A 23,009-nucleotide genomic window follows, 5' to 3' on the forward strand; every position below is an offset into this window, starting at 1 on the left:
GGTCTAAACCAGTTTTTACCCACACCCCTTGTCAGGGTGTGCCCCGGGCTGATGAGCTATGGCCGGGAGCAACGAGCCCCCTGGGAAAGGGAGATGTCGTGAGCAACGAAAGCCTGGCCAACCTCCTGAAGGAGGAGCGCCGCTTCGCGCCGCCTGCGGGCCTGGCCGCCCGGGCCAACGTCACCGCGGAGGCGTACGAGCAGGCGGCGGCGGATCGGCTGGGCTTCTGGGCCGCGCAGGCCCGCCGCCTGAGCTGGGAGACCGAGCCCACCGAGACCCTCGACTGGTCGAACCCGCCGTTCGCGAAGTGGTTCGCCGACGGCAAGCTGAACGTGGCCTACAACTGCGTCGACCGCCATGTGGAGAACGGCCTGGGCGACCGTGTGGCCCTGCACTTCGAGGGCGAGCCGGGCGACACCCGCTCGATCACGTACGCCGAGCTCCAGAGCGAGGTCTCCAAGGCCGCCAACGCCCTGATCGAGCTGGGCGTGCGGGCCGGCGACCGGGTCGCCATCTACCTGCCGATGATCCCCGAAGCGGTCATCTCGATGCTGGCCTGCGCCCGCATCGGCGCTCCTCACTCACTCGTCTTCGGCGGCTTCTCCGCCGACGCCCTGGCGACCCGCGTCCACGACGCCGACGCCCGCGTCGTCATCACCGCCGACGGGGGCTACCGCCGCGGCAAGGCCTCCGCGCTCAAGCCCGCCGTCGACGAGGCCCTCACCCGCCCCGGCACCGAGAACGTCCGCAGCGTGCTCGTCGTCCGCCGCACGGGCCAGGAGGACATCGCCTGGACCGAGGGCCGCGACGTGTGGTGGCACGACCTCGTCGAGCGGCAGTCCGACCGGCACACCCCCGAGGCGTTCGACGCCGAGCACCCGCTGTTCATCCTCTACACCTCGGGCACCACGGGTAAGCCGAAGGGCATCCTGCACACCACCGGCGGCTACCTCACCCAGACCTCGTACACCCACCACGCCGTCTTCGACCTCAAGCCGGAGACCGATGTCTTCTGGTGCACCGCCGACGTCGGCTGGGTGACCGGCCACTCGTACATCGTCTACGGACCGCTGAGCAACGCCGCCACCCAGGTGCTCTACGAGGGCACGCCCGACAGCCCGCACCAGGGCCGTTGGTGGGAGATCGTGCAGAAGTACGGCGTCACGATCCTCTACACCGCTCCCACCGCGATCCGCGCGGCCATGAAGTGGGGCGACGACATCCCCGCCAAGTTCGACCTGTCCAGCCTGCGCATCCTCGGCTCGGTCGGTGAGCCCATCAACCCCGAGGCCTGGATCTGGTACCGCAAGCACATCGGCGCCGACGCCACCCCCGTGGTCGACACCTGGTGGCAGACCGAGACCGGGGCGATGATGATCAGCCCGCTGCCGGGGGTGACCGAGACCAAGCCCGGTTCGGCACAGGTGCCGCTGCCCGGCATCGCCGCCACCGTCGTGGACGACCACGGCGAGGAGGTGCCCGACGGCTCCGGCGGCTACCTCGTCCTGACCGAGCCGTGGCCGTCCATGCTCCGCACGATCTGGGGCGACGACCAGCGCTACATCGACACCTACTGGTCCCGCTTCGAGAACACCTACTTCGCCGGCGACGGCGCCAAGAAGGACGAGGACGGCGACATCTGGCTGCTCGGCCGCGTGGACGACGTCATGCTCGTCTCCGGCCACAACATCTCCACCACCGAGGTCGAGTCCGCCCTCGTCTCCCACCCCAAGGTGGCCGAGGCGGCGGTCGTCGGCGCGACGGACCCGCAGACCACCCAGGCGATCTGCGCGTTCGTCATCCTGCGCAGCGGCGTGGACGCCGACGCCGAAGGCCTCACCGAGGAGCTGCGCGCCCATGTGGCCAAGCAGCTCGGCCCGATCGCCAAGCCCAAGCGGGTCCTGCCGGTCGCCGAGCTGCCCAAGACCCGCTCCGGCAAGATCATGCGCCGCCTGTTGCGCGATGTGGCCGAAAACCGCGCCCTCGGCGACGTGACCACGCTGACCGACTCCTCGGTCATGGACCTGATCCAGGCCAAGCTCCCCGCCGCCCCCAGCGAGGACTGACCTTCACGGTCACCACGGCCGCCACGGCCCGCGTGAACGAAGGGCACCCGGCAACGCGCCGGGTGCCCTTCACCCATTCCGGCTAAAGTAAGTACTTGCCGCGTCAATATCGCGACAAGAATCAAAGGCGCGCCGGGAAGTCTGGTCGGCACACAACACACGTGTACCCACGTGTTTCAGTCGACGCCGACCCCAGGAGGTCCACCACCGTGGCCGCGCCCAAGAACCGCCGCTCCGTCTTCCTCGGCAGGCTTCCGCTGCCCGAACGGAACCACCTCGCGGAGGCGCTGCGTACCGAGACCGTCGGCGGTGTGCTGCTGCTCGTCGCCGCCGTCGCCGCGCTGATCTGGGCGAACACCCCCCTGCGCGACAGCTACGAGGCCGTGCGCTCCTTCCACGTCGGACCCGCCGCCATCGGCCTGGACCTCTCCCTGCAGCACTGGGCCGCCGACGGTCTGCTCGCCGTCTTCTTCTTCGTCGCCGGCATCGAGCTCAAGCGCGAGCTGGTCGCCGGTGAGCTGCGCGATCCCAAGGCCGCGATCCTCCCGGTCGTCGCCGCGCTCTGCGGCATGGCCGCCCCGGCCCTCGTCTATTTCACCGTCGCCTCCAGCGGCGGCGGCTCGCTCGCCGGCTGGGCCGTGCCCACCGCCACCGACATCGCCTTCGCCCTCGGCGTGCTCGCCGTCATCGGCACCGCCCTGCCCTCGGCGCTGCGCGCGTTCCTGCTGACCCTCGCGGTCGTCGACGACCTCTTCGCGATCCTGATCATCGCGGTGTTCTTCACCTCGCGGCTGAACTTCGCCGCCCTCGGCTTCGCCGTGCTGGGCCTGGTGGTCTTCTGGCTGCTGCTGCGCAAGGGGGTGCGCGGCTGGTACGTCTACATACCGCTGGCCTTCGTCAACTGGGCCCTGATGTACAACAGCGGCGTCCACGCGACGATCGCGGGCGTCGCCATGGGGCTCATGCTGCGCTGCACCCGGCGCGACGCCGAGGAGCACTCCCCCGGCGAGCACATCGAGCACATCGTGCGCCCCCTGTCGGCGGGCCTGGCGGTGCCGCTGTTCGCACTGCTCTCGGCGGGCGTGGCCGTCACCGGCGGCGTGCTGGCGGACGTCTTCACCCGGCCGGAGACGCTGGGCGTCGTCCTGGGCCTGGTCCTGGGCAAGGCGGTGGGGGTCTTCGGCGGCACCTGGGCGGCGGCCCGCTTCACCAGGGCGGAGCTCAACCCGGACCTGAAGTGGCCGGACGTCCTGGCCGTCGCCTCGCTGGCCGGCATCGGCTTCACGGTGTCCCTGCTGATCGGCGAGCTCGCGTTCGGCGACGACGCGCTCCTGGTCGCGGAGATCAAGGCCGCCGTGCTCGTGGGCTCCCTGATCGCGGCGATTCTCGCGTCCGTACTCCTCAAACTGCGCGACAACAAGTACAAGAAGCTGTGCGCGGAAGAGGACCGCGACGACGACGAGGACGGCATCCCGGACATCTACGAGCAGGACAATCCCGAGTTCCACCTGCGCATGGCCGCCCTGTACGAGGCGAAGGCGGCCACGCACCGCAAACTGGCACAAGTCGCCTCGGAGCGCACCACCCTGGGCGACGGTCCGGCATGATCTGAGAGTCTTTACGCCCGAGCTGATGACGATGAGGGAGCAGCCGATGAGCGCAGCCGACGACGGCGCGAACCGCAGCCTCGGCCAGCTGGTGGCGGCGGCCACCACGGAGCTGTCCGCGCTGGTGCACGACGAGATCGCGCTGGCCAAGGCCGAGCTGCGACAGGACGCCCGCCGACTGGGCATCGGCGGCGGTGCCATCACCGCCGCGGGTGTCCTGGCGCTCTTCTCCCTGCCGGTGCTGAGCTTCGCGGCGGCATACGGGATCCACAACCTCGGCCTCGGGCTCGCCTGGTCGTTCCTGATCGTCGGTGGCGCCTACCTGCTGCTCGCGGCGCTGCTCGGGCTGATGGCCGTGGCCAAGTTCAAGAAGATCAAGAAGCCCGAGAAGAGCATCGCCTCGGCCAAGGAGACGGCGGCGGTGCTCGGCACCGTCAAGCCGCACCCGCGTCCCCTGACCGACACCAGCCCGGCGGACGTATCTGTGACACGCTCGTCCGTATGACGGTGCCCGATACCTCCGCAGCGCCCGCGTCCCCCGACCCCGACCGGCCCGAGGTCCCCTCGGCGCCGCCCGCACCGGGCGGGTCGGGGACCTCGCCCACCGCGGTCGTACGACCGGACGGCCCCTGGACGCACCGGGAGGTCGCGGCGAACGGGGCCAGGTTCCACATCGCCGAGATGGGCGAGGGGCCGCTGGTGCTGCTGCTGCACGGCTTTCCGCAGTTCTGGTGGACGTGGCGGCATCAGATGCCGGCGCTCGCGGAGGCCGGGTTCCGGGCGGTGGCGATGGACCTGCGAGGGGTGGGCGGCAGCGACCGTACGCCCCGGGGCTACGACCCCGCCAACCTCGCCCTCGACATCACGGGCGTGATCCGTTCCCTCGGCGAGCCGGACGCCGCGCTGGTCGGGCACGACCTGGGCGGCTACCTCGCCTGGACCGCCGCCGTGATGCGGCCCAAGCTGGTGCGTCGGCTGGCGGTGTCCTCGATGCCGCACCCGCGCCGCTGGCGCTCCGCCATGCTCGCCGACGTCAAGCAGAGCACCGCGAGCTCCCACATCTGGGGCTTCCAGCGGCCGTGGCTGCCCGAACGCCGGCTGGTCGCGGACGACGCGGCGCTGGTGGGGCGGCTGATCCGGGACTGGTCCGGCCCGAGGCTGCCGGACGACGAGTCCGTCGACGTCTACCGACGGGCGATGACGATCCCCTCCACGGCGCACTGCTCCATCGAGCCGTACCGCTGGATGGTGCGGTCCATGGCCCGCCCGGACGGCATGCAGTTCAACCGCCGTATGAAGCGGCCGGTGCGGGTGCCGACGCTGCACCTGCACGGCTCCCTCGATCCGGTGATGCGCACGCGCAGCGCCGCGGGCTCCGGCGAATACGTCGAGGCGCCCTACCGCTGGCGGCTCTTCGACGGCCTCGGGCACTTCCCGCACGAGGAGGACCCCGTCGCCTTCTCGGCGGAGCTGGTCAGCTGGCTGAAGGACCCCGAGCCCGACCGGTAGGCGGTTCCGGGCGGCGGCCGGGCATGTCAGGGACGTCAGGCACCCCCGGACGACCCCGCATGGCCCTACACGCGGGTGATGTACCGATGAACGGACAGGAACGTTCGTTCACCGAACGGCCAATTGCCTCGCGCATAGGCCAATTGCCGGGCCCACGGGCGATTACCGACCTTTGGGCCCGGGCAGAGCTTTTGGTATGGGCTGGACGCACGACTACCGTGACGTGACCGACGTGACTCAGGAGCGCGGCGATGCCGACGCCGCCGTGGCGGTGACGGATACGCCGGGACGGGGCGATCACCGTCCGGGGGCCGAGCCGGACCCCCGGATCGGCATCCCGCGGATCATCCACCGGCGCGCCCGATGGGTGTCGGCGCGGCTGCGGCATCCCCGCAGCCGCTGACGCCGAGGCCGTCACGACCGCCACAGGCGGCGTGAGGCCGCTGATCGCCCCGGGACGGGCTCAGAGAGCGCAGCCCTGGGTGTCGGCCCGGGTCGTGGCGGTACGGCCGTAGAGGGCATCCCCACGCACCTCGTCGGCCGTCAGGGCGTACCCCGTGTCGGGATCGTCCAGGGACTTGGCGAAGACCACGCCGTAGACCTCGCCGTCCGGCGTGAGGAGCGGGCCGCCGGAGTTGCCCTGCCGCACGGTGGCGTAGAGGGAGTACACATCGCGGCGGACGTTGCCGCGGTGGTAGATGTCCGGGCCCTTGGCCTGGACCCGGCTGCGGACGCGGGCGGCGCGCACGTCGTACGAGCCGTTCTCGGGGAAGCCGGCGACGATGGCGCTCTTGCCGCTCTGCGCGTCGGACCCCGCGAACGGCAGGGCGGGCGCGTCCAGGGCGGGCACGTCGAGCACGGCGATGTCGCGCCTCCAGTCGTAGAGGACGACCCTGGCGTCGTAGAGCTTCCCCTGGCCGCCGATCTGCACGGTCGGCTCGTCCACCCCGCCGACGACGTGGGCGTTGGTCATCACCCGGTTGGGCGCGAAGACGAAGCCGGTGCCCTCCAGGACCTTGCCGCAGCCGGGGGCGCTGCCGACGACCTTGACGATGCTGCGCTGGGCGGCCACGGACACGGGGCTGTTCGCGAGCGCGGGGTCGGGCGCGGGCACCGACGTGATGGGCTCGGTGGAGAACGGCGCGAAGACCTGCGGGAAGCCGTTCTGCGCGAGGACGGTGCTGAAGTCCGCGAACCAGGTGTTGGCCTGCGACGGAATCACCCGGGCGACGCCGAGCAGCACCTTGGAGCCGCGCACCTCCCGGCCCAGCGTCGGCAGGGTCGTACCGGCGAGCGCGGAGCCGATCAGCCAGGCCACCAGCAGCATCGCGACGACGTTGACGAGCGCGCCGCCCGTGGCGTCGAGGGCGCGCGCCGGGGACCAGGTGATGTGGCGGCGGAGCTTGTTACCGAGGTGGGTGGTGGCGGCCTGGCCCACGGAGGCGCAGACGATGATGATGACGACGGCGAGGATGGCCGCGATCGTGCCGGGCTCGGCGTCGCCGGTGGTGGCGGCCCAGATCACGGGCAGCGCGTAGACGGCGGCGAGGCCGCCGCCCAGAAAGCCGATGACCGAGAGCACGCCGACGACGAAGCCCTGGCGGTAGCCGATGACCGCGAACCACACGGCGGCGATCATCAGCACGATGTCCAGCACGTTCACCGAAAGATGCCTCGCATTGCAGTCGTCGTGGCCTCGCGGGGCCACCGTCTCATGCCGGTCGGGGGCGCCAGTCCAGCGGGACCTCCCGCTCGCGGTCCCAGGGCCGCTCCCATCCCGAGTAGTGCAGGATGCGGTCGATCACCCCCGCGGTGAACCCCCACACCAGCGCCGGGCCCACCTTGAAGGCGGCGCCCCGCTGGCCGCTGGGGTGCACGGTCGTCGCCCGCTTCGCCGGGTCGGTGAGCTCGGTGACGGGCACGGTGAACACCCGGGCCGTCTCCTGCGCGGAGACGGGCGCGACCGGACTGGGCTTGCGCCACCAGCCGAGCACCGGCGTCACCACGAAGCCGCTCACGGGGATGTAGAGCCGGGGCAGCACGCCGAAGACCTGGACGCCGGACGGGTCGAGCCCGGTCTCCTCCTCGGCCTCGCGCAGCGCCGCCCGCACCGGGCCGTCACCCTCCGGGTCGCCGTCCTCCGGATCGAGGGCGCCGCCGGGGAAGGAGGGCTGCCCGGCGTGCGAGCGCAGCGTGCCGGCCCGCTCGAGGAGCAGCAGCTCGGGGCCGAGGTCGCCCTCGCCGAAGAGGACGAGCACGGCGGACTGGCGGCCGCCCGACTCCGGCGGCAGGAAGCGGCTGAGCTGCTGCGGCTCGATGGTCCGCGCGGCCCGCGCGACCGGCTCCAGCCACTCGGGCAGCCCGTCCGAGGAGATCACGATCTCCCCGGCCTGCTCCGCCCTCTCCGCCCTCTCGGCCTGACCGCCGTACGTCCTCGTCATCCGTATCCCCTGGCCTTCCCCGGCGGCTTCCCCGGCTGTCGTACGGTCCTGCGGCGTGCGGTCCCGCGGTGTGCGGTGTTCCGGCGTGCGGTCGTCCGGCGTGCCCTCGCTCACTCGGCTCCCAGAGGACGAGCGGGCAGGCCCGGGTAGTCCGGCGGGGGCTTGAGCCGCTGTCCCGGCCGACCGCCCATCTCGTACTTGAGCAGCTTCTTCGCCTTCTCCGGGTCCGTCTCGCCCTCGCCGTAGGACGGGCAGAGCGGGGCGATCGGGCAGGCACCGCAGGCGGGCCGGCGGGAGTGGCAGACGCGCCGGCCGTGGAAGATCACGCGGTGCGAGAGCATCGTCCACTCGCTCTTCGGGAAGAGCGAGCAGACCTCCGCCTCGACCTTCTCCGCGTCCTCCGCCTCGGTCCACTTCCAGCGCCGGACCAGCCGGCCGAAGTGCGTGTCGACCGTTATGCCCGGCACGCCGAACGCGTTGCCCAGCACGACGTTGGCGGTCTTGCGGCCGACTCCGGGAAGGGTGACCAGGTCCGCCAGGCGGCCGGGCACCTCGCCGTCGAAGCGGTCCCGCAGGGCGGTGGAAAGGCCGATCAGGGACTTCGCCTTGGCACGGAAGAAGCCGGTCGGCCGGATCAGCTGCTCCAGCTTCTCCGGGTCGGCGGCCGCCATGTCCTCGGGAGTGGGGTAGGCGGCGAAGAGGGCGGGGGTGGTCTGGTTGACCCTCAGGTCCGTGGTCTGGGCGGAGAGGACCGTGGCGACGAGGAGCTGGAACGGATTGTCGAAATCCAGCTCGGGATGTGCGTACGGATAGACCTCGGCGAGCTCGCGATTGATCCGGCGGGCGCGCCGGACGAGGGCGGTCCGCGACTCGGACTTCGCCGGGGATTTTTTCGTTTTCGCCGCTTTTGCTCTCTTCGTTTCGGCGCGTTCGCCCACAGCGGAATTACCGGTCGACGTCACCCTCCCGGCCCCCTTGCCCTCTGCTCTCACCGGCGTATTGGACACCCGGCCAGACTAAAGCCCAGCACTGACATCCGCCCCGACCGCAGGAAAACCACAGCCCAATCGGACCCCTGCCGTAGGGCTCCGGGCGACGATGCGCCACACTTGTGTTTGATCACACAGTTTTACCGACGGGCATCATGGGGACCACGGTCCTCTGTGCATGTCGACAAGGAGAGAACTCGTGGACGACGTTCTGCGGCGCGCCCCGCTTTTCGCGGCGCTCGATGACGAGCAGGCCGCTGAGCTGCGCGCCTCCATGGGCGAGGTCACCCTCGCGAGGGGCGACGCCCTGTTCCACGAAGGCGACCCGGGCGACCGCCTCTACGTGGTGACCGAGGGCAAGGTGAAGCTCCACCGCACCTCCCCCGACGGCCGCGAGAACATGCTGGCGGTCCTCGGCCCCGGCGAGCTCATCGGCGAGCTGTCCCTCTTCGACCCCGGGCCGCGCACCGCCACCGCCACCGCGCTCACCGAGGTCAAGCTGCTCGGCCTGGGCCACGGCGACCTCCAGCCCTGGCTCAACGCGCGCCCCGAGGTGGCCACCGCCCTGCTGCGCGCCGTCGCCCGCCGGCTGCGCCGCACCAACGACTCGATGTCGGACCTCGTCTTCTCCGACGTGCCCGGCCGTGTCGCCAAGGCCCTGCTGGACCTGTCCCGCCGCTTCGGCGTCCAGTCCGAAGAGGGCATCCACGTGGTGCACGACCTCACCCAGGAGGAGCTGGCCCAGCTCGTCGGCGCCTCCCGGGAGACCGTCAACAAGGCGCTCGCCGACTTCGCCGGCCGCGGCTGGCTCCGCCTGGAGGCCCGCGCCGTGATCCTGCTCGACGTGGAGCGCCTCGCGAAGCGCTCGCGCTGACCCGGCTGACCCACGCGAAGGGCCCCGCCACGCGCCACCACGGCGCACGGCGGGGCCCTTCGCCGTTTCCGCCCGGACTCGGGCTCGGGCTCCGGCCCGGACCGCGATTCGGATCAGGGACCCGGCCCCGGACCCGGACTCAGATCAGGCCGCGCTCCTCCAGGTAGTCCAGCTGGGCCCGCACCGACAGCTCGGCGGCCGGCCACAGCGACCGGTCGACGTCCGCGTAGACGGCCGCCACGACGTCCTCAGGTGTGCGGTCGCCGTTCTCGACGGCCGTCTCGACCTGGGCCAGCCGCTTGGCGCGGTGGGCGAGGTAGTACTCGATGACGCCCTTGGCGTCGTCCAGGACCGGACCGTGGCCCGGCAGCAGCACCTCCACGCCCTCGTCGACCGCGAGCACGCGCAGTCGGCGCAGCGAGTCGAGGTAGTCGCCGAGCCGGCCGTCGGGGTGGGCGACGACCGTCGTACCGCGCCCGAGGACCGTGTCGCCGGTGAGCAGCGAGCCCTCGGCCGGCAGGTGGAAGCACAGGGAGTCGGCGGTGTGGCCGGGCGTGGCGATGACGTGCAGCTCCAGGCCGCCGGTGGTCACCACGTCGCCGACGCCGAGCCCCTCGCCGCCCAGCCGCAGTGCGGGGTCCAGCGCGCGTACGCGCGTACCCGTCAGCTCGGCGAAGCGGGCGGCGCCGTCGGAGTGGTCGGGGTGGCCATGAGTGAGGAGCGTCAGGGCGACACGCCTGCCCGCCGCTTCGGCCGTGGCGACGACGTTGGCCAGGTGGGCCTCGTCCAGCGGTCCGGGGTCGACGACGACCGCGAGGTCGGATCCGGGCTCGGCGAGGATCCAGGTGTTGGTGCCGTCGAGCGACATGGCGGACGGGTTGGGGGCGAGCACGCAGGTGGCGCGGGCGGTCGCCGGTCCGCCGGGGGCGCCCGGGCGCGGCTGCCCGGGCAGGTCGGTGGTGTTCGTCATGCGTCGGCTCCCGCGGGTCCTGAGGAGTTTGCGTCTGCTTCTTCTGCTGCTGATTCGGATTCTTCGGCTGGTGCTTCTTCGGCTGCTGCTTCTTCGACGGCTGCCGACTCCGACTCCTCGGCTGCTGCTTCCGGCGCCCGCGAGGCGATGTGCTTGGTGAACTCCTCGTGCCCCGGCCAGCTCAGCACGATCTCTTCCCCGACGAGCCGGGCCTGTGCGAGGACGGGCGTGAGATCCCGCTCACCCGAAGCGGCCAGGACCTCGCCGACCGTCGCGTACGGGACGAGGGAGCGCAGCGTGGAGATGGTCGGCGGCATCATGAGCAGCTCGCCGCGGTCGTACCCCGCGGCCGCCTCGGCGGGCGCGGCCCACACGGTGCGGTCGGCCTCCGTGGAGGCGTTGCGGGTGCGCTGGCCCTCGGGGAGAGCGGCCACGAAGAACCAGGTGTCGTAGCGGCGCGGCTCGAACCCGGGGGTGATCCAGCGGGCCCAGGCGCCCAGCAGGTCGCTGCGCAGCAGCAGGCCGCGGCGGTCGAGGAAGTCGGCGAACGACAGCTCACGGCTGACGAGCGCGGCCCGGTCGGCCTCCCACTCCTCACCCGTGGTGTCGGCGACGACCGTGTCCGGGGTCGGCCCGGCCAGCAGGACGCCCGCCTCCTCGAAGGTCTCGCGGACGGCCGCGCAGACGATGGCCTGGGCGCTCGCGGCGTCGGTGCCCAGCCGCGCGGCCCACTCGGTGCGCGGCGGGCCGGCCCAGGGGACGTCGCGTTCGTCGCGCGGGTCCACCGAACCGCCCGGATACGCGTACGCGCCCCCACCGAAAGCCATGGAGGCGCGTCTGCGCAGCATGTGGACGGCGACGCCGCCCGGGGCGGCGCGCAGCAGAAGGACGGTGGCGGCGCGGCGGGGCGCCACGGGCCGGAGCTCGCCGCGGGCGAGCGCTCTGATCCGGTCCGGCCACTCCGGCGGGTACCACTGGCCGTTCGCAGTCGACATGGCCGGATGCTATGCGCTCACGCGCGGATGTTCGAGAGCACCGGGCCGCGACCGCTCGCCCCGGGCCGCCTCCGGACGACGTCCGGGCGGCCCAGGAGCAGGGGCGGTCAGTCCCGCACTTCCACCATGATCTCGACCTCGACGGGCGCGTCCAGCGGCAGGACCGCCACGCCCACGGCCGAGCGGGCGTGCACGCCCTTGTCGCCCAGCACCTCGCCCAGCAGCTCGCTGGCGCCGTTGAGGACGCCCGGCTGGCCGGTGAAGTCCGGGGCGGAGGCGACGAAGCCCACGACCTTCACGACCCGCTCGATCCGGTCCAGGTCACCGATGACGGACTTCACGGCGGCCAGGGCGTTGAGCGCGCAGATCCGGGCCAGTTCCTTGGCCGTCTCCGGGCTGACCTCGGCGCCGACCTTGCCGGTCTCCGAGATGGAGCCCTTGACCATGGGGAGCTGGCCCGCGGTGTACACGTACGAACCGCTCCGCACGGCCGGCTGGTAGGCGGCCAGCGGCGGCACGACCTCCGGCAGCGTCAGCCCGAGCCCGGCGAGCTTGGTCTCGACGGCACTCACGGCTTTTCCCGCTTGAGGTAGGCCACCAGCTGCTCGGGGTTGTTCGGCCCCGGGACGACCTGGACGAGCTCCCAGCCGTCCTCGCCCCAGGTGTCCAGAATCTGCTTGGTCGCGTGCACCAGAAGCGGCACGGTCGCGTATTCCCACTTGGTCATGGCCTGACTGTAATGCCTTCCACCGACAGCCTCGTGCGTAGGCCGCGCGGGGACTGGTTAGGCTCCAAATCATGAGCAGGCTCCATGTCGTCAGCGGCAAGGGCGGTACCGGCAAGACCACGGTCGCCGCGGCCCTAGCGCTTGCCCTCGCCGCCGAGGGCAAACGCGCTCTGCTGGTCGAGGTCGAAGGCCGGCAGGGCATCGCGCAGCTCTTCGAGACCGAGGCGCTGCCCTACGAGGAACGGAAGATCGCCGTCGCTCCGGGAGGCGGCGAGGTGTACGCGCTCGCCATCGACGCCGAACGGGCGCTCCTGGACTACCTCCAGATGTTCTACAAGCTCGGCAGCGCCGGGCGGGCGCTGAAGAAGCTGGGCGCCATCGACTTCGCGACCACCATCGCACCCGGCCTGCGGGACGTCCTGCTGACCGGCAAGGCGTGCGAGGCGGTGCGCAGGAAGGACCGCACGGGTCGCTTCACCTACGACTACGTCGTCATGGACGCGCCCCCCACCGGGCGCCTCACCCGCTTCCTCAACGTCAACGACGAGGTGGCCGGGCTCGCCAGGATCGGGCCGATCCACAATCAGGCGCAGGCCGTCATGCGGGTGCTCAAGTCGCCGGAGACGGCGGTGCACTTCGTGACGCTGCTGGAGGAGATGCCGGTCCAGGAGACGGCGGACGGCATCGCCGAGCTGCGCGCCGCCGGGCTTCCCGTCGGCGGGGTCGTCATCAACATGGTGCGACCCGAGATACTCGACGAGGCGGCCGTCGAAGCCGCCGGGAACGGCCGGCGCGGGGACGTCGTGCACGCCCTGGCACACGCCCTGGAGCGCACCACCCCGGGCGGCGCACGGCGCACGGGCCTCGCTGAGCAGCTCGTCGATCCCCTGCTGGAGCAGGCGCTCGAGCACACCGAGCGGCTCGCGCTCGAGCACCAGGGGCGCGCCGAGGTGGCCCGCTTCGGCCTGCCCACGTACGAACTGCGGCTGCTCGGCGACGGCGTGGACCTCGCGGGGCTCTACCGCATGGCCCGCGAACTGCGGAAGCAGTTCACCGAGCGATCAGAGCAAGGAGTGTCCGCGTGACCCTCGATCAGGCTGTGGAACCGCTCGACATAGACCCGATCCTCGACAATCCCCGGACCCGCATCGTGGTGTGCTGCGGCTCCGGCGGCGTCGGCAAGACCACGACCGCGGCGGCCCTGGGCGTACGGGCCGCGGAGCGCGGCCGGAAGGTCGTCGTCCTGACCATCGACCCGGCGCGCCGCCTGGCGCAGTCGATGGGCATCGACGAGCTCGACAACGTACCCCGCCGGGTGCCCGGCATCGACGGCTCCGCCGGTGGCGAGCTGCACGCCATGATGCTCGACATGAAGCGGACCTTCGACGAGATCGTCGAGGCGCACGCCGACAAGGAGCGCGCCCGGGCGATCCTGGAGAACCCCTTCTACCAGTCCCTGTCGGCCGGCTTCGCCGGCACGCAGGAGTACATGGCCATGGAGAAGCTCGGCCAGCTCCGCGCCCGCGACGAGTGGGACCTGATCGTCGTGGACACCCCGCCGAGCCGCTCCGCGCTGGACTTCCTGGACGCCCCGGTCCGGCTGGGCTCCTTCCTGGACGGAAAGTTCATCAAGGTGCTGATGGCACCGGCGAAGATCGGCGGACGGGCCGGGATGAAGTTCCTGGGCGTCGGCATGTCCGTGATGAGCGGGCCGTTGAACAAACTGATGGGGGCCCAGCTCCTGCGTGACGTACAGACCTTCGTCGCCGCGATGGACACCATGTTCGGCGGCTTCCGTACCCGCGCCGACGCCACCTACCGCCTGCTGCAGGCGCCGGGTACGGCCTTCCTGGTCGTCGCCGCGCCCGAGCGGGACGCCCTGCGGGAGGCCGCCTACTTCGTGGAGCGGCTGGCGGCGGAGCGGATGCCCCTGGCCGGGCTCGTACTGAACCGGGTGCACGGCAGCGGGGCGGCCCGGCTCACGGCGGAGCGGGCGCTGGCGGCCGCGGAGGCGCTGACGAGCGGAACATCCGAATACACAGAAAATCTTGACGGCTCCGGCATTGTGGATCGTGGCAGCGGGCAGGCTGGCTCACGTACCGCTGACGACCCTGGCATCGTCACTCCCACGGACACGTCCTCTCCCGAGAGCGGCTTCCCCCAGCCCGCGTCCTCAGGAGCGACGGCCTCGGACGCCACAGCGGAATCGGCGGAAACCTCCGCACGGCTCGCCGCCGGGCTGCTGCGGCTGCACGCCGAGCGCATGCGTGTGCTCGCGCGCGAGCAGCGCACGCGCGATCGCTTCACCGCCCTGCACCCCGAGGTCCCGGTGGCGGAAGTGGCCGCACTGCCCGGCGATGTGCACGACCTGGCCGGGCTGCGGGCGATCGGCGACCGTCTCGCCGTACAGGCGGACGGCCGCGCCGAAGAAACGCACGGCCCCGCGGAAGGGCACGACCGTACGGAAGAGCAGGACCGTACGGAAGAGCGCGGCCGCACGGAAGAAGCCGACGCGACGAACCCGGAACCGAGGGTGTCTCCGTCGGTATGACCCACGACGGCGTCGGCCTGACCCACAACGGCGGACCCGACGACTCCGGGGCCTGGCAGGGGAACTGACGGCGCGCCGGTCACCGGCCGGTGCGTCCACGGCGTCCACGCGCCGCGTGGACGGCCGTCAGCGGGCCCTGGGGGCCCGCGGCTAGCCCACCGCGGCGTACTCGTCGTACTCCGGCTCGCCGAGCGGCAGGATGCCCGCACCGCGCTCGTACTCCGTCCGCGCGGTCTCCAGGAGCCTGCGCCAGGACGTGACCGTCGGCCTGCGCCGCAGGAGCGCCCGGCGCTCACGCTCGGTCATGCCGCCCCACACGCCGAACTCGACGCGGTTGTCGAGAGCGTCCGCGAGGCACTCGGTGCGCACCGGGCAGCCGGTGCAGACCGCTTTGGCCCTGTTCTGTGCTGCGCCCTGAACGAAAAGTTCGTCCGGATCGGTCGTGCGGCAGGCGGCCTGCGCACTCCAGTCGGTTACCCAGCCCATGCTGGCGCCGTCCTCTCCCGAATCGAGGCTCCCCCACGGCGGCAGCGGCATATTCACCGTTGCCAGTTGAGGACGTTACGGAAGGCGGACAGGGGGCAACACCCCCTTCGGGCCCAATCTTGAATGGCCCGAACGGACTATGCGTACGCGGCAGATCACCCAACGGAGTGAGCGGACGACATCAAGGACCAACCCCATCAAAGTGGGGCGATTCGCCCGAGCCGCGGTGGGCAGGCGATGACACAGACGGCAATACGGACACACCTCATCACCCACAAGAGTGAGGTCAGAGGTGATGCGGGAGGGCATCGCAGTGACTGGCGTGAAACAGCGTAGGCGAACACACCTGCGTCTGTCCGCCGAATGAGAACGTAGGCTTCGCCTCATGGCTACGAAGCGCTCCGGCAGGGGTCCCACGGCGACCCAGCAGGCCGCGAAATTCCTTGGCGTCAGCGTGCTCTCGGGAGTAGTGCTGGCGGGTCTCGCCCTGCCGGGCATCGGTGCGTTCGGCCTGGTGGCCAAGGGGACGGTGGAGGGATTCGACGAGATCCCCGCCAACCTCAAGACGCCGCCGCTCAGCCAGCGCACCACCATCCTCGACTCGGAGGGCGGCGAGATAGCCAAGGTCTACTCCCGCGACCGCACCGTGGTGCCGCTGAACGAGATCTCGCCGTACATCCGGAAGGCGATCGTCGCGATCGAGGACTCGCGCTTCTACGAGCACGGCGCCGTCGATCTCAAGGGCGTGCTCCGCGCGGTCAACAAGAACGCCCAGTCCGGCGGCGTCTCGGAAGGCGCCTCCACCCTCACCCAGCAGTACGTCAAGAACGTCTTCGTCGAGGAGGCCGGCGACGACCCCGACAAGGTCGCCGTGGCCACGCAGCAGACCATCGGCCGCAAGGTCAAGGAGCTGAAGTTCGCGATCCAGGTCGAGAAGGAGCTCGGCAAGGAGCGCATCCTCAACAACTATCTGAACATCACCTTCTTCGGGCAGCAGGCCTACGGCGTCGAGGCCGCCTCCCAGCGCTACTTCAGCAAGCACGCCAAGGACCTCACCCTCGGCGAGTCCGCGCTGCTGGCCGGCATCGTCCAGTCGCCCAGCCGCTACAACCCCGTGCTGGCCCCCAAGGAGGCCACCAAGCGGCGCAACACCGTGCTGGCGCGCATGGCGGAGCTGAAGAACATCACGCCCGCCGAGGCCGCCGCCGAGCAGGCCAAGCCGATCAAGCTGAACGTCAGCCGGCCCAAGAGCGGCTGCATCACCGCCGTCGACGGCGCGGGCTTCTTCTGCGACTACGTGCGCGAGACCTTCCTCAACGACCCGGTCTTCGGCAAGACCAAGGAGGCCCGCGCCAAGCGGTGGAACGAGGGCGGCATGACCATCCGCACCACCCTCGACCCGCAGACGCAGAAGTCCGTCCAGAAGTCGATCACCGGTCACGTCAACCAGGACGACAAGGTGGCCACCGCCATCTCGATCGTCCAGCCCGGCAGCGGCAAGGTGCTCGGCATGGGCCAGTCGCGCCCGTACGGCTTCGGCCAGTACCAGACGCAGATCAACCTCTCGGCCGACAAGGCGATGGGCGGCTCCACCTACGGCTTCCAGGTCGGCTCGACGTTCAAGCCGATCGTCGCCGCGGCCGCCCTCGAGGAGGGCGTGTCGCCGTACAAGACGTACTCCTCCCCGTTCCGGATGCCGTATCCGGAGGAGGTCGAGACGTGCGGCAAGCCGTGGAAGAACAGCATCGGCGAGACGGTCAACAACGAGAACCGCAGCGAGAACGGCCCCTACGGCATGAAGGAGGCCATCGCGAAGTCGGTCAACACCTACTTCGTCCAGATGGTCGGTGACATCGGCCTCTGCCCGGTGGTCAAGATGGCGGAGAAGATGGGCGTGAAGCCCGCCGCCGGCGGCAAGCTCGACCAGCTGCCCGCGCTGACCCTCGGCGGTTCGGACGGCATGTCCCCGCTCACCATGGCCGCCGCCTACGCGACGTTCGCCAACCGGGGCACCTACTGCACCCCCGTCCTCGTCGAGTCGGCCACCGGCCCCGACGGCAAGAAGCTGCGCGTCCCCAAGACCAAGTGCTCGCGGGCGATGTCCGAGCAGACCGCCGACACCGTCAACACCCTGCTGCAGGGCGTCGTCGAGGACGGCACGGGCAAGGAGGCCGGTCTCAGCGGCCGCGACAGCGCGGGCAAGACCGGTACGACCGACGAGCGGCGGGCGGCCTGGTTCGTCGGCTACACCCCGAACCTGGCCGGCGCGGTCTGGGTCGGCGGCCCCGGCGACAAGGTCGAGATGGAGGGCATCACCATCGGCGGCGTCTACCACGACAAGGTCTACGGCGCCGACACCCCCGGTCCCATCTGGCGCGACGCCATGACCGGCGCCCTGGACGGCCGGGACGCCCCGTCCTTCGACACCATCCCGATCGCGGGCGCCGACAAGGGCTCCGACAAGGGATCCGGCGACAAGCCCGGCAACGGCCGCGGCCAGCGCAAGCCCGGCACCGCCAAGCCCGGCGGTGGCAAGCCGGGAACGAACAAGCCCGGCAACGCCAAGCCCGGCAACAAGCCGGACGACGCCCCCGCCCCGCAGCTGCCCAACGGGATCTCCATCCCCGGCATCACCAGCAGAAGCGAGCAGTAGGGGTAGCGAGCAGGAGAGGCTCACGGCCTCCCGCAGGCGACCGAAGCAAGGAAGACGAAGGGGCGCCCGGACCACGACGGTCCGGGCGCCCCTTTCGCGTACGCGCGCGTGCGCGTCGCTTTCCCTGCATACAGTGCCGTTGCGTACGGTGCCCTGCTTACGGCACCGGGCGTACGGTGCCCTGCTTACGGCGCCGGGCGTACGGTGCCCGCGATCAGCCCGCGAGCAGGCGCTTCACCGCGGCGGCCACGCGACCGCCCTCGGCGCGGCCCGACACCTTCGGGTTCACGATCTTCATGACCGCTCCCATGGCCTTCGGCCCCTCGGCACCACCGGCCCGGGCCTCGGCCACCGCCTCGGAGACGATGGCGTCGAGCTCCTCGTCCGACAGCTGCTTCGGCAGGTACTCGGCGAGCACCTCGCCCTCGGCCCGCTCGCGCTCCGCGGAGTCGGCACGGCCACCCTTGTCGAACGCCTCCGCGGCCTCGCGGCGCTTCTTGGCCTCGCGGGTGATGACCTTGAGCACCTCGTCGTCCGAGAGCTCACGAGCGGCCTTGCCCGCCGTCTCCTCGTAACCGATGGCGGAGAGAGTGAGGCGAAGGGTGGAGGAGCGCAGTTCGTCGCGCGCCTTGATGGCGGTCGTGAGGTCGTCCTTGAGCTTGGACTTCAGCGTGGTCATGCCGCAATCTTCGCATCCCGGCCCGGTGCGCGCCCCGTATTAACCGCCGGGCGCCCGGCGCGGACGCCCGGCGCGGACGTAACTCCCGCCCCCTCCCCGGCCCGTGACGGCGCACCCCGGCCGGTCTGCGACGATGGGCGGCATGCGTGCGCGATACGGAGTACCCCTGGGAATCACGGCCGTCGGCGCGGCGGGCCTCGCCTATGCCGCCGGCTTCGAAGTCCGTTCCTTCCGGCTGCGACGGGTCACCGTCCCCGTGCTGCCGCCCGGCATGCGGCCGTTGCGGGTGCTCCAGGTCTCCGACATCCACATGGTCGGCGGGCAGCGCAAGAAGCAACGCTGGCTGCAGTCGCTGGCCGGGCTCCGCCCGGACTTCGTCATCAACACCGGCGACAACCTCTCCGACCCCGAGGGAGTGCCCGAGACGCTGGACGCGCTCGGCCCCCTGATGCGCTTCCCCGGCGCGTACGTCTTCGGCTCCAACGACTACTACGGGCCCAAGCTGCGCAACCCCGCCCGCTACCTGATCGAGAAGGCCACCAAGCGGCACGGCCTCAACGGCAACAAGCCCGTCGTCGGCGCGATCCACAACCCGTGGGAAGAGCTGCGCGACGGCTTCGACGCCGCGGGCTGGGTCAACCTCACCAACGCGCGCGGCTCGCTCAAGATCGACGGGATCGAGATCGCCCTCACCGGCCTCGACGACCCGCACATCAAGCGCGACCGCTACGCCCACGTCACCGGCGGCCCCCGCCCGGACGCCGACTTCTCGCTCGCCGTCGTGCACGCGCCCTACCTGCGGGTCCTGGACGCCTTCACCGCCGACCGCTACCCGCTGATCCTCGCCGGGCACACCCACGGCGGCCAGCTGTGCATCCCCTTCTACGGCGCACTGGTCACCAACTGCGACATCGACACCGACCGGGTGAAGGGCCTGTCCACCCACCGCGCGGGCGGCCACCGGTCCTACCTCCACGTCTCCGCGGGCTGCGGCACCAACCGCTACACCCCCGTCCGCTTCGCCTGCCCCCCCGAGGCCACCCTCCTCACCCTCGTCGCCCGCGACTGACCTCCGGGCCTCCGGGCTCCCCAGGGCCCGCACGTACGGTGGGGGGATGACCGACCCGGCTTCCCCCACCACCACCCCGCGGCCCGGCCTGCCCGAGGCACCGGACGCCCCGGCGACGGCCCCGCCACCGGCGGCGGCCCAGGCGCCCACGGCGGCCCCCACGGGCCGCCGCCCCTTCGCCGCGGCCTGGCGCGCGCTCGTGGCCCTGGCGGCGCTCACCGGCGTCGCCCTGGACACGATCGAGTCCGACGACCTGGGCCGGCTCTTCGGCTACTTCACGGTCCAGTCCAACCTCCTGCTGGCGATCGCCTGCGCCTGGTCCGCCCACCGCGCCTGGACGGGCCGTCCGGCCCTCTCCCCGCGGATCACGGGCGGCGCGCTGCTCTACATCTCGATCACGGGCCTGGTGTTCCACTTCGTCCTGTCGAACGACTCCAGCGGCTTCGCCATGACCAGCGAGCGCACCCCTCTCGAGTCGGTCGCCAACCATCTCCTGCACACCGTGACCCCGCTCGCGGCCGCCCTCGACTGGCTCGTGCTCACCGCCCCGGGCGGCTTCCTCCTGCGCCACGCCGGGCAGTGGCTGGCCTATCCCTTCCTCTACCTCCCCTTCGCCCTGATCCGCGGCGCTCTCCTCGACCCGGGCACCGAGGGCCGCTACCCGTACCCGTTCCTGGACGTCGATCTCCACGGCTACGCCGGCATCCTCGGCAACGCCGTCGTCTTCGGCCTGGCCTTCTACACGCTGGCCCTCGTGCTCGTCCTCCTCGACCGCGTACGCCCCCATCCGCACCGCTCCCGGAATCGGATTTCGCCTCCTGGCTCCGGTCCGCTAAAGTAGACCTCGTTGCGCCGGGGACCTGCGAAAAACAGGGAAACGACGCACATCGGGGTGTAGCGCAGCTTGGCAGCGCGCTTCGTTCGGGACGAAGAGGTCGTGGGTTCAAATCCCGCCACCCCGACTTCGTAGTGACATCAGGGCCGGTCTCCTTCACGGGAGACCGGCCCTGATGCGTTATGCGGGACGATCACCCTGCCGTCGCCGCCTCGCATCCCCGCGACCCGCGCCCATCGGCTGAGCCGATGGGGACCATCGGGACAGCGCCCCAGTGGACCGTGGACGGGGATTGTCGCCCGTCCGTAGATTCCCTGCTGTCGGACCTACCGGCGGCCGGCCTGCATTACGCCTTCCTTCTGCACCGGCCGCTCGCCCGCTCGTCACCCTCTCTCTCCCCCCCCACGTCCGTCCCCCGGACGCCCTCTCTCCACCCCCACACAGAAGGGGCTATGTCATGTCCACATCACCCACGCCGTCTCAACAGGAGACGAAGGGAGCGATCGAGCTCACGTTCGCCATGGTGCTCTCCGGAACCATCGGCATCTTCGTCGTCGAGTCCGGCGCCTCGCCCTTCAACGTCGTCTTGTTCCGCTGCGTCTTCGGCGCCCTGGCCATCGGCCTCTACTGCCTCGTCCGCGGCTTCTTCAAGAACCACGGCTTCACCCCCAAGAAGCTCGGCCTGGCCGCGCTGGGCGGCGTCTTCATCGTCTTCAACTGGGCGTTCCTCTTCGAGTCCTACGAGACGACGTCCATCTCCGTGGCCACCGTCGTCTACCACACTCAGCCCTTCTACGTGGTGCTGCTGGGCGCCCTGCTCTTCAAGGACCGCCTCACCGCCGACAAGCTGGGCTGGCTGGCCGTCGCCTTCGCCGGACTCGTGCTCGTGGCCGGGGTGTCCCTCTCCGACCTCCGCAGCGGCAGCGCCTACCTCACCGGCCTCGGCTACGCCCTGCTGGCCGCGCTCTTCTACGGCTTCTCCACCGTCATCACCAAGCGCGTGACCGGTGTGCGCCCCCACCTCGTGGCCCTGGTCCAGGTCCTCCTGGGCATACCGCTCCTGCTGCCCTTCGCCGACTTCGGCAAGGCCTCGAACCTGGGCGGCGACGGCTGGGCGTGGCTGGCCGGCCTGGGCCTGATCCACACCTGCCTGATGTACGTCCTGATGTACTCCGCCTACCAGAAGCTGCCCACCGCGAAGATCGCCGTGCTGGCGTTCGTCTACCCGGTCGTGGCCATGGTGTGCGACTGGGCCGTCTACGGCCACCACGTCAGCCTTCTGCAGGCTCTGGGCATCCCGCTGATCGTCGCGGCCAGCCTGGGCAACAACCTCGGCTGGCGCATCCTGCCCCGCCGCTCCACCGCCCCGGCCCCCGCCGCGCTCCGCGTCCCCCGTAGGACCACCACCGCCGGAAACAACCGATGAGTCTCGCCACCGGTGCCGCGATCGCACGGGGCACGCTGTGACCGCCCCGGCCGCCGTCCTGAAGTTCGGCGGAGCCGGCTTCCGCTCCCCCGAGTCGTACAACGAGCTGGCGGACGCCCTGGCCCGGCGCGTGGACGCCGAAGGCCCCCTGGTCGTGGTCGTGAGCGCCATGACCGGCGAGACGGAGGAGCTGCGGCGGCGGCTGCACGAGGTGGACCCCTACCCGGCGGAGGCCACCACCGCGGGCCTGCTCACCATGGCCGACACCATCAGCGCCCACCTGCTGACGGCGGCCCTGCACCGCGCCGGCCGCCGGGCCACCGTCCTGGCCGGACACCAGCTGGGGATCGTCACCGACAGCACGTACATGTGGGCGCGGGTCAAGGAGAACGACCCGGGACCGGTGCTGCGGGCGCTCGCCGACCACGACGTGGTCGTCCTGCCCGGCGGCCAGGCAGTCGACGAGCACGGTCGCCCCACCTGGCTGGGCAAGAACAGCTCGGACCTGACGGCGCTGCTCGTCGCGGCGCCGACCGGCGCCCAACGGTGCGAGATCCACTCCGACGTCGACGGCATCCACAGCGCCGACCCCGATGTCGTCGAAGGCACCCGGCTGCTGCCGCGCGTCTCGTACGACACCGCGGCCACACTGTCCCTGTACGGGGCGAAGGTGCCGCACCGCAGGGCGGTGCACCTGGCCAAGAAGCACGGCATCGCCATCGTGTGCCGGCTCGGCAAGGCGCCCTTCACGACCGGAACGGTGATCGACGGCGAGGGCGGCCCCGTGTCGGGCGTCATCGTCAACAAGCGGTCGGTCGTCCTCGACCACAGGACCGCCGCCGCGGCCGACCACGCCCACAGCGTCTACCACGCCGAGGGCATCGACTCCGTACGGCTGGAGAGCGGCCCATACGTCGCCGTCATCGGCGGCTACCCGAACCTCGATCGGCTGCATCGGCTGCACCGGCGGCACGACCTGCCGCCTGCCCGTCCCGTCGGCATCCCGGTGACCGAACTGAGCGGCTCCAGCGTCACCACCCACATCGCCGAGGACGAGACCGCGGCGGAACACCTCGCGCGGAAGCTCCACGAAACGCTCGCTGATCCGTCATGGCCGGCATGAGGTGCGGTG

General features: G+C 71.2%; 22 protein-coding genes and 1 tRNA gene. 14 read left to right on the forward strand and 9 right to left on the reverse strand.

Annotated elements, in window-relative coordinates:
* Nucleotides 1-98 precede the first annotated feature (98 nt).
* The 5 genes from acs (at nucleotide 99) to AB4K12_RS14160 (ending at nucleotide 5,585) form a co-directional block, all read left to right on the forward strand.
* Nucleotides 99-2,066, forward strand: coding sequence for an acetate--CoA ligase (gene acs, locus AB4K12_RS14140; protein WP_086565956.1), 1,968 nt, complete (start codon nucleotides 99-101; stop codon nucleotides 2,064-2,066).
* A 209-nt stretch (nucleotides 2,067-2,275) separates the two neighbouring features.
* Entirely contained in the window at nucleotides 2,276-3,673 is a 1,398-nt protein-coding gene (nhaA, locus tag AB4K12_RS14145; RefSeq protein ID WP_368434562.1) for a Na+/H+ antiporter NhaA, read from the forward strand.
* A gap of 46 nt (nucleotides 3,674-3,719) precedes the next feature.
* Nucleotides 3,720-4,178 (forward strand): phage holin family protein, encoded by a 459-nt coding sequence (locus tag AB4K12_RS14150; RefSeq protein ID WP_368434563.1) that lies wholly within the window; start codon nucleotides 3,720-3,722, stop codon nucleotides 4,176-4,178.
* Nucleotides 4,175-5,182, forward strand: coding sequence for an alpha/beta fold hydrolase (locus tag AB4K12_RS14155; protein ID WP_086565959.1), 1,008 nt, complete (start codon nucleotides 4,175-4,177; stop codon nucleotides 5,180-5,182). Before AB4K12_RS14150 ends, AB4K12_RS14155 begins: the two co-directional genes overlap by 4 nt.
* Nucleotides 5,183-5,378: 196 nt before the next feature.
* Complete coding sequence (locus tag AB4K12_RS14160; protein WP_086565960.1) at nucleotides 5,379-5,585, forward strand: hypothetical protein; 207 nt, start codon at nucleotides 5,379-5,381, stop codon at nucleotides 5,583-5,585.
* 60 nt (nucleotides 5,586-5,645) lie between these two features.
* Here the strand turns inward: AB4K12_RS14160 and AB4K12_RS14165 are convergent, their stop codons facing one another.
* The 3 genes from AB4K12_RS14165 to nth form a co-directional block, all read right to left on the reverse strand.
* Nucleotides 5,646-6,845 (reverse strand): MarP family serine protease, encoded by a 1,200-nt coding sequence (locus AB4K12_RS14165; RefSeq protein ID WP_368434564.1) that lies wholly within the window; start codon nucleotides 6,843-6,845, stop codon nucleotides 5,646-5,648.
* A 49-nt stretch (nucleotides 6,846-6,894) separates the two neighbouring features.
* On the reverse strand, nucleotides 6,895-7,623 hold the full coding sequence (locus AB4K12_RS14170; RefSeq protein WP_368434566.1) for a CoA pyrophosphatase: 729 nt from the start codon (nucleotides 7,621-7,623) through the stop codon (nucleotides 6,895-6,897).
* Between the two features lie 110 nt (nucleotides 7,624-7,733).
* Nucleotides 7,734-8,585, reverse strand: a complete 852-nt coding sequence (nth, locus tag AB4K12_RS14175; RefSeq protein ID WP_368434567.1) for an endonuclease III — start codon at nucleotides 8,583-8,585, stop codon at nucleotides 7,734-7,736.
* Nucleotides 8,586-8,811: 226 nt separating this feature from the next.
* Between nth and AB4K12_RS14180 the strand changes: the two genes are divergently transcribed.
* Entirely contained in the window at nucleotides 8,812-9,486 is a 675-nt protein-coding gene (locus AB4K12_RS14180) for a Crp/Fnr family transcriptional regulator (RefSeq protein ID WP_004939715.1), read from the forward strand.
* 139 nt (nucleotides 9,487-9,625) lie between these two features.
* Here AB4K12_RS14180 and AB4K12_RS14185 read toward each other — a convergent pair whose 3' ends face one another.
* From AB4K12_RS14185 to AB4K12_RS14200, 4 genes are all read right to left on the reverse strand, one after another.
* A complete protein-coding gene (locus tag AB4K12_RS14185) occupies nucleotides 9,626-10,456 on the reverse strand; it encodes an MBL fold metallo-hydrolase (protein ID WP_368434568.1) in 831 nt (276 codons plus the stop codon).
* Nucleotides 10,453-11,451, reverse strand: coding sequence for an NUDIX hydrolase (locus AB4K12_RS14190; protein WP_368434569.1), 999 nt, complete (start codon nucleotides 11,449-11,451; stop codon nucleotides 10,453-10,455). Before AB4K12_RS14190 ends, AB4K12_RS14185 begins: the two co-directional genes overlap by 4 nt.
* Nucleotides 11,452-11,558: 107 nt before the next feature.
* Complete coding sequence (locus AB4K12_RS14195; RefSeq protein ID WP_086565965.1) at nucleotides 11,559-12,023, reverse strand: RidA family protein; 465 nt, start codon at nucleotides 12,021-12,023, stop codon at nucleotides 11,559-11,561.
* Nucleotides 12,020-12,178: a DUF4177 domain-containing protein gene (locus AB4K12_RS14200; protein ID WP_019992579.1), complete on the reverse strand. Its 159-nt coding sequence runs from the start codon at nucleotides 12,176-12,178 to the stop codon at nucleotides 12,020-12,022. The genes AB4K12_RS14195 and AB4K12_RS14200 overlap by 4 nt, the downstream gene beginning before the upstream one ends.
* A 71-nt stretch (nucleotides 12,179-12,249) precedes the next feature.
* On the opposite strand from AB4K12_RS14200, the gene AB4K12_RS14205 reads away from it, so the two are divergent.
* On the forward strand, nucleotides 12,250-13,263 hold the full coding sequence (locus AB4K12_RS14205) for an ArsA family ATPase (protein WP_368434570.1): 1,014 nt from the start codon (nucleotides 12,250-12,252) through the stop codon (nucleotides 13,261-13,263).
* Nucleotides 13,260-14,729: an ArsA family ATPase gene (locus AB4K12_RS14210; RefSeq protein WP_368434571.1), complete on the forward strand. Its 1,470-nt coding sequence runs from the start codon at nucleotides 13,260-13,262 to the stop codon at nucleotides 14,727-14,729. The genes AB4K12_RS14205 and AB4K12_RS14210 overlap by 4 nt, the downstream gene beginning before the upstream one ends.
* A 150-nt stretch (nucleotides 14,730-14,879) precedes the next feature.
* Here the strand turns inward: AB4K12_RS14210 and AB4K12_RS14215 are convergent, their stop codons facing one another.
* A complete protein-coding gene (locus AB4K12_RS14215; protein ID WP_189455966.1) occupies nucleotides 14,880-15,215 on the reverse strand; it encodes a WhiB family transcriptional regulator in 336 nt (111 codons plus the stop codon).
* 385 nt (nucleotides 15,216-15,600) lie between these two features.
* Here AB4K12_RS14215 and AB4K12_RS14220 point away from each other — a divergent pair, with 385 nt between their 5' ends.
* The gene (locus tag AB4K12_RS14220) at nucleotides 15,601-17,868 is read left to right on the forward strand and encodes a transglycosylase domain-containing protein (protein WP_368434572.1); all 2,268 of its coding nucleotides are present in this window, start codon (nucleotides 15,601-15,603) and stop codon (nucleotides 17,866-17,868) included.
* Between the two features lie 214 nt (nucleotides 17,869-18,082).
* Here AB4K12_RS14220 and AB4K12_RS14225 read toward each other — a convergent pair whose 3' ends face one another.
* Nucleotides 18,083-18,547 (reverse strand): GatB/YqeY domain-containing protein, encoded by a 465-nt coding sequence (locus AB4K12_RS14225; protein WP_086565970.1) that lies wholly within the window; start codon nucleotides 18,545-18,547, stop codon nucleotides 18,083-18,085.
* A 142-nt stretch (nucleotides 18,548-18,689) separates the two neighbouring features.
* Between AB4K12_RS14225 and AB4K12_RS14230 the strand changes: the two genes are divergently transcribed.
* The 5 genes from AB4K12_RS14230 (at nucleotide 18,690) to AB4K12_RS14250 (ending at nucleotide 23,000) form a co-directional block, all read left to right on the forward strand.
* Nucleotides 18,690-19,616: a metallophosphoesterase gene (locus AB4K12_RS14230; RefSeq protein ID WP_086565971.1), complete on the forward strand. Its 927-nt coding sequence runs from the start codon at nucleotides 18,690-18,692 to the stop codon at nucleotides 19,614-19,616.
* A gap of 46 nt (nucleotides 19,617-19,662) precedes the next feature.
* Entirely contained in the window at nucleotides 19,663-20,457 is a 795-nt protein-coding gene (locus AB4K12_RS14235; RefSeq protein ID WP_368434574.1) for a Pr6Pr family membrane protein, read from the forward strand.
* Between the two features lie 47 nt (nucleotides 20,458-20,504).
* A tRNA-Pro gene (locus tag AB4K12_RS14240) sits at nucleotides 20,505-20,578 on the forward strand.
* A 330-nt stretch (nucleotides 20,579-20,908) separates the two neighbouring features.
* Entirely contained in the window at nucleotides 20,909-21,877 is a 969-nt protein-coding gene (locus AB4K12_RS14245; protein WP_368434575.1) for a DMT family transporter, read from the forward strand.
* Nucleotides 21,878-21,914: 37 nt separating this feature from the next.
* Nucleotides 21,915-23,000, forward strand: a complete 1,086-nt coding sequence (locus tag AB4K12_RS14250) for an aspartate kinase (RefSeq protein WP_368434576.1) — start codon at nucleotides 21,915-21,917, stop codon at nucleotides 22,998-23,000.
* Nucleotides 23,001-23,009 lie beyond the last annotated feature (9 nt).

This window comes from Streptomyces sp. C36 (genome assembly GCF_040932295.1).
In the GTDB taxonomy this organism is placed as follows: Bacteria; Actinomycetota; Actinomycetes; order Streptomycetales; family Streptomycetaceae; genus Streptomyces; species Streptomyces triculaminicus.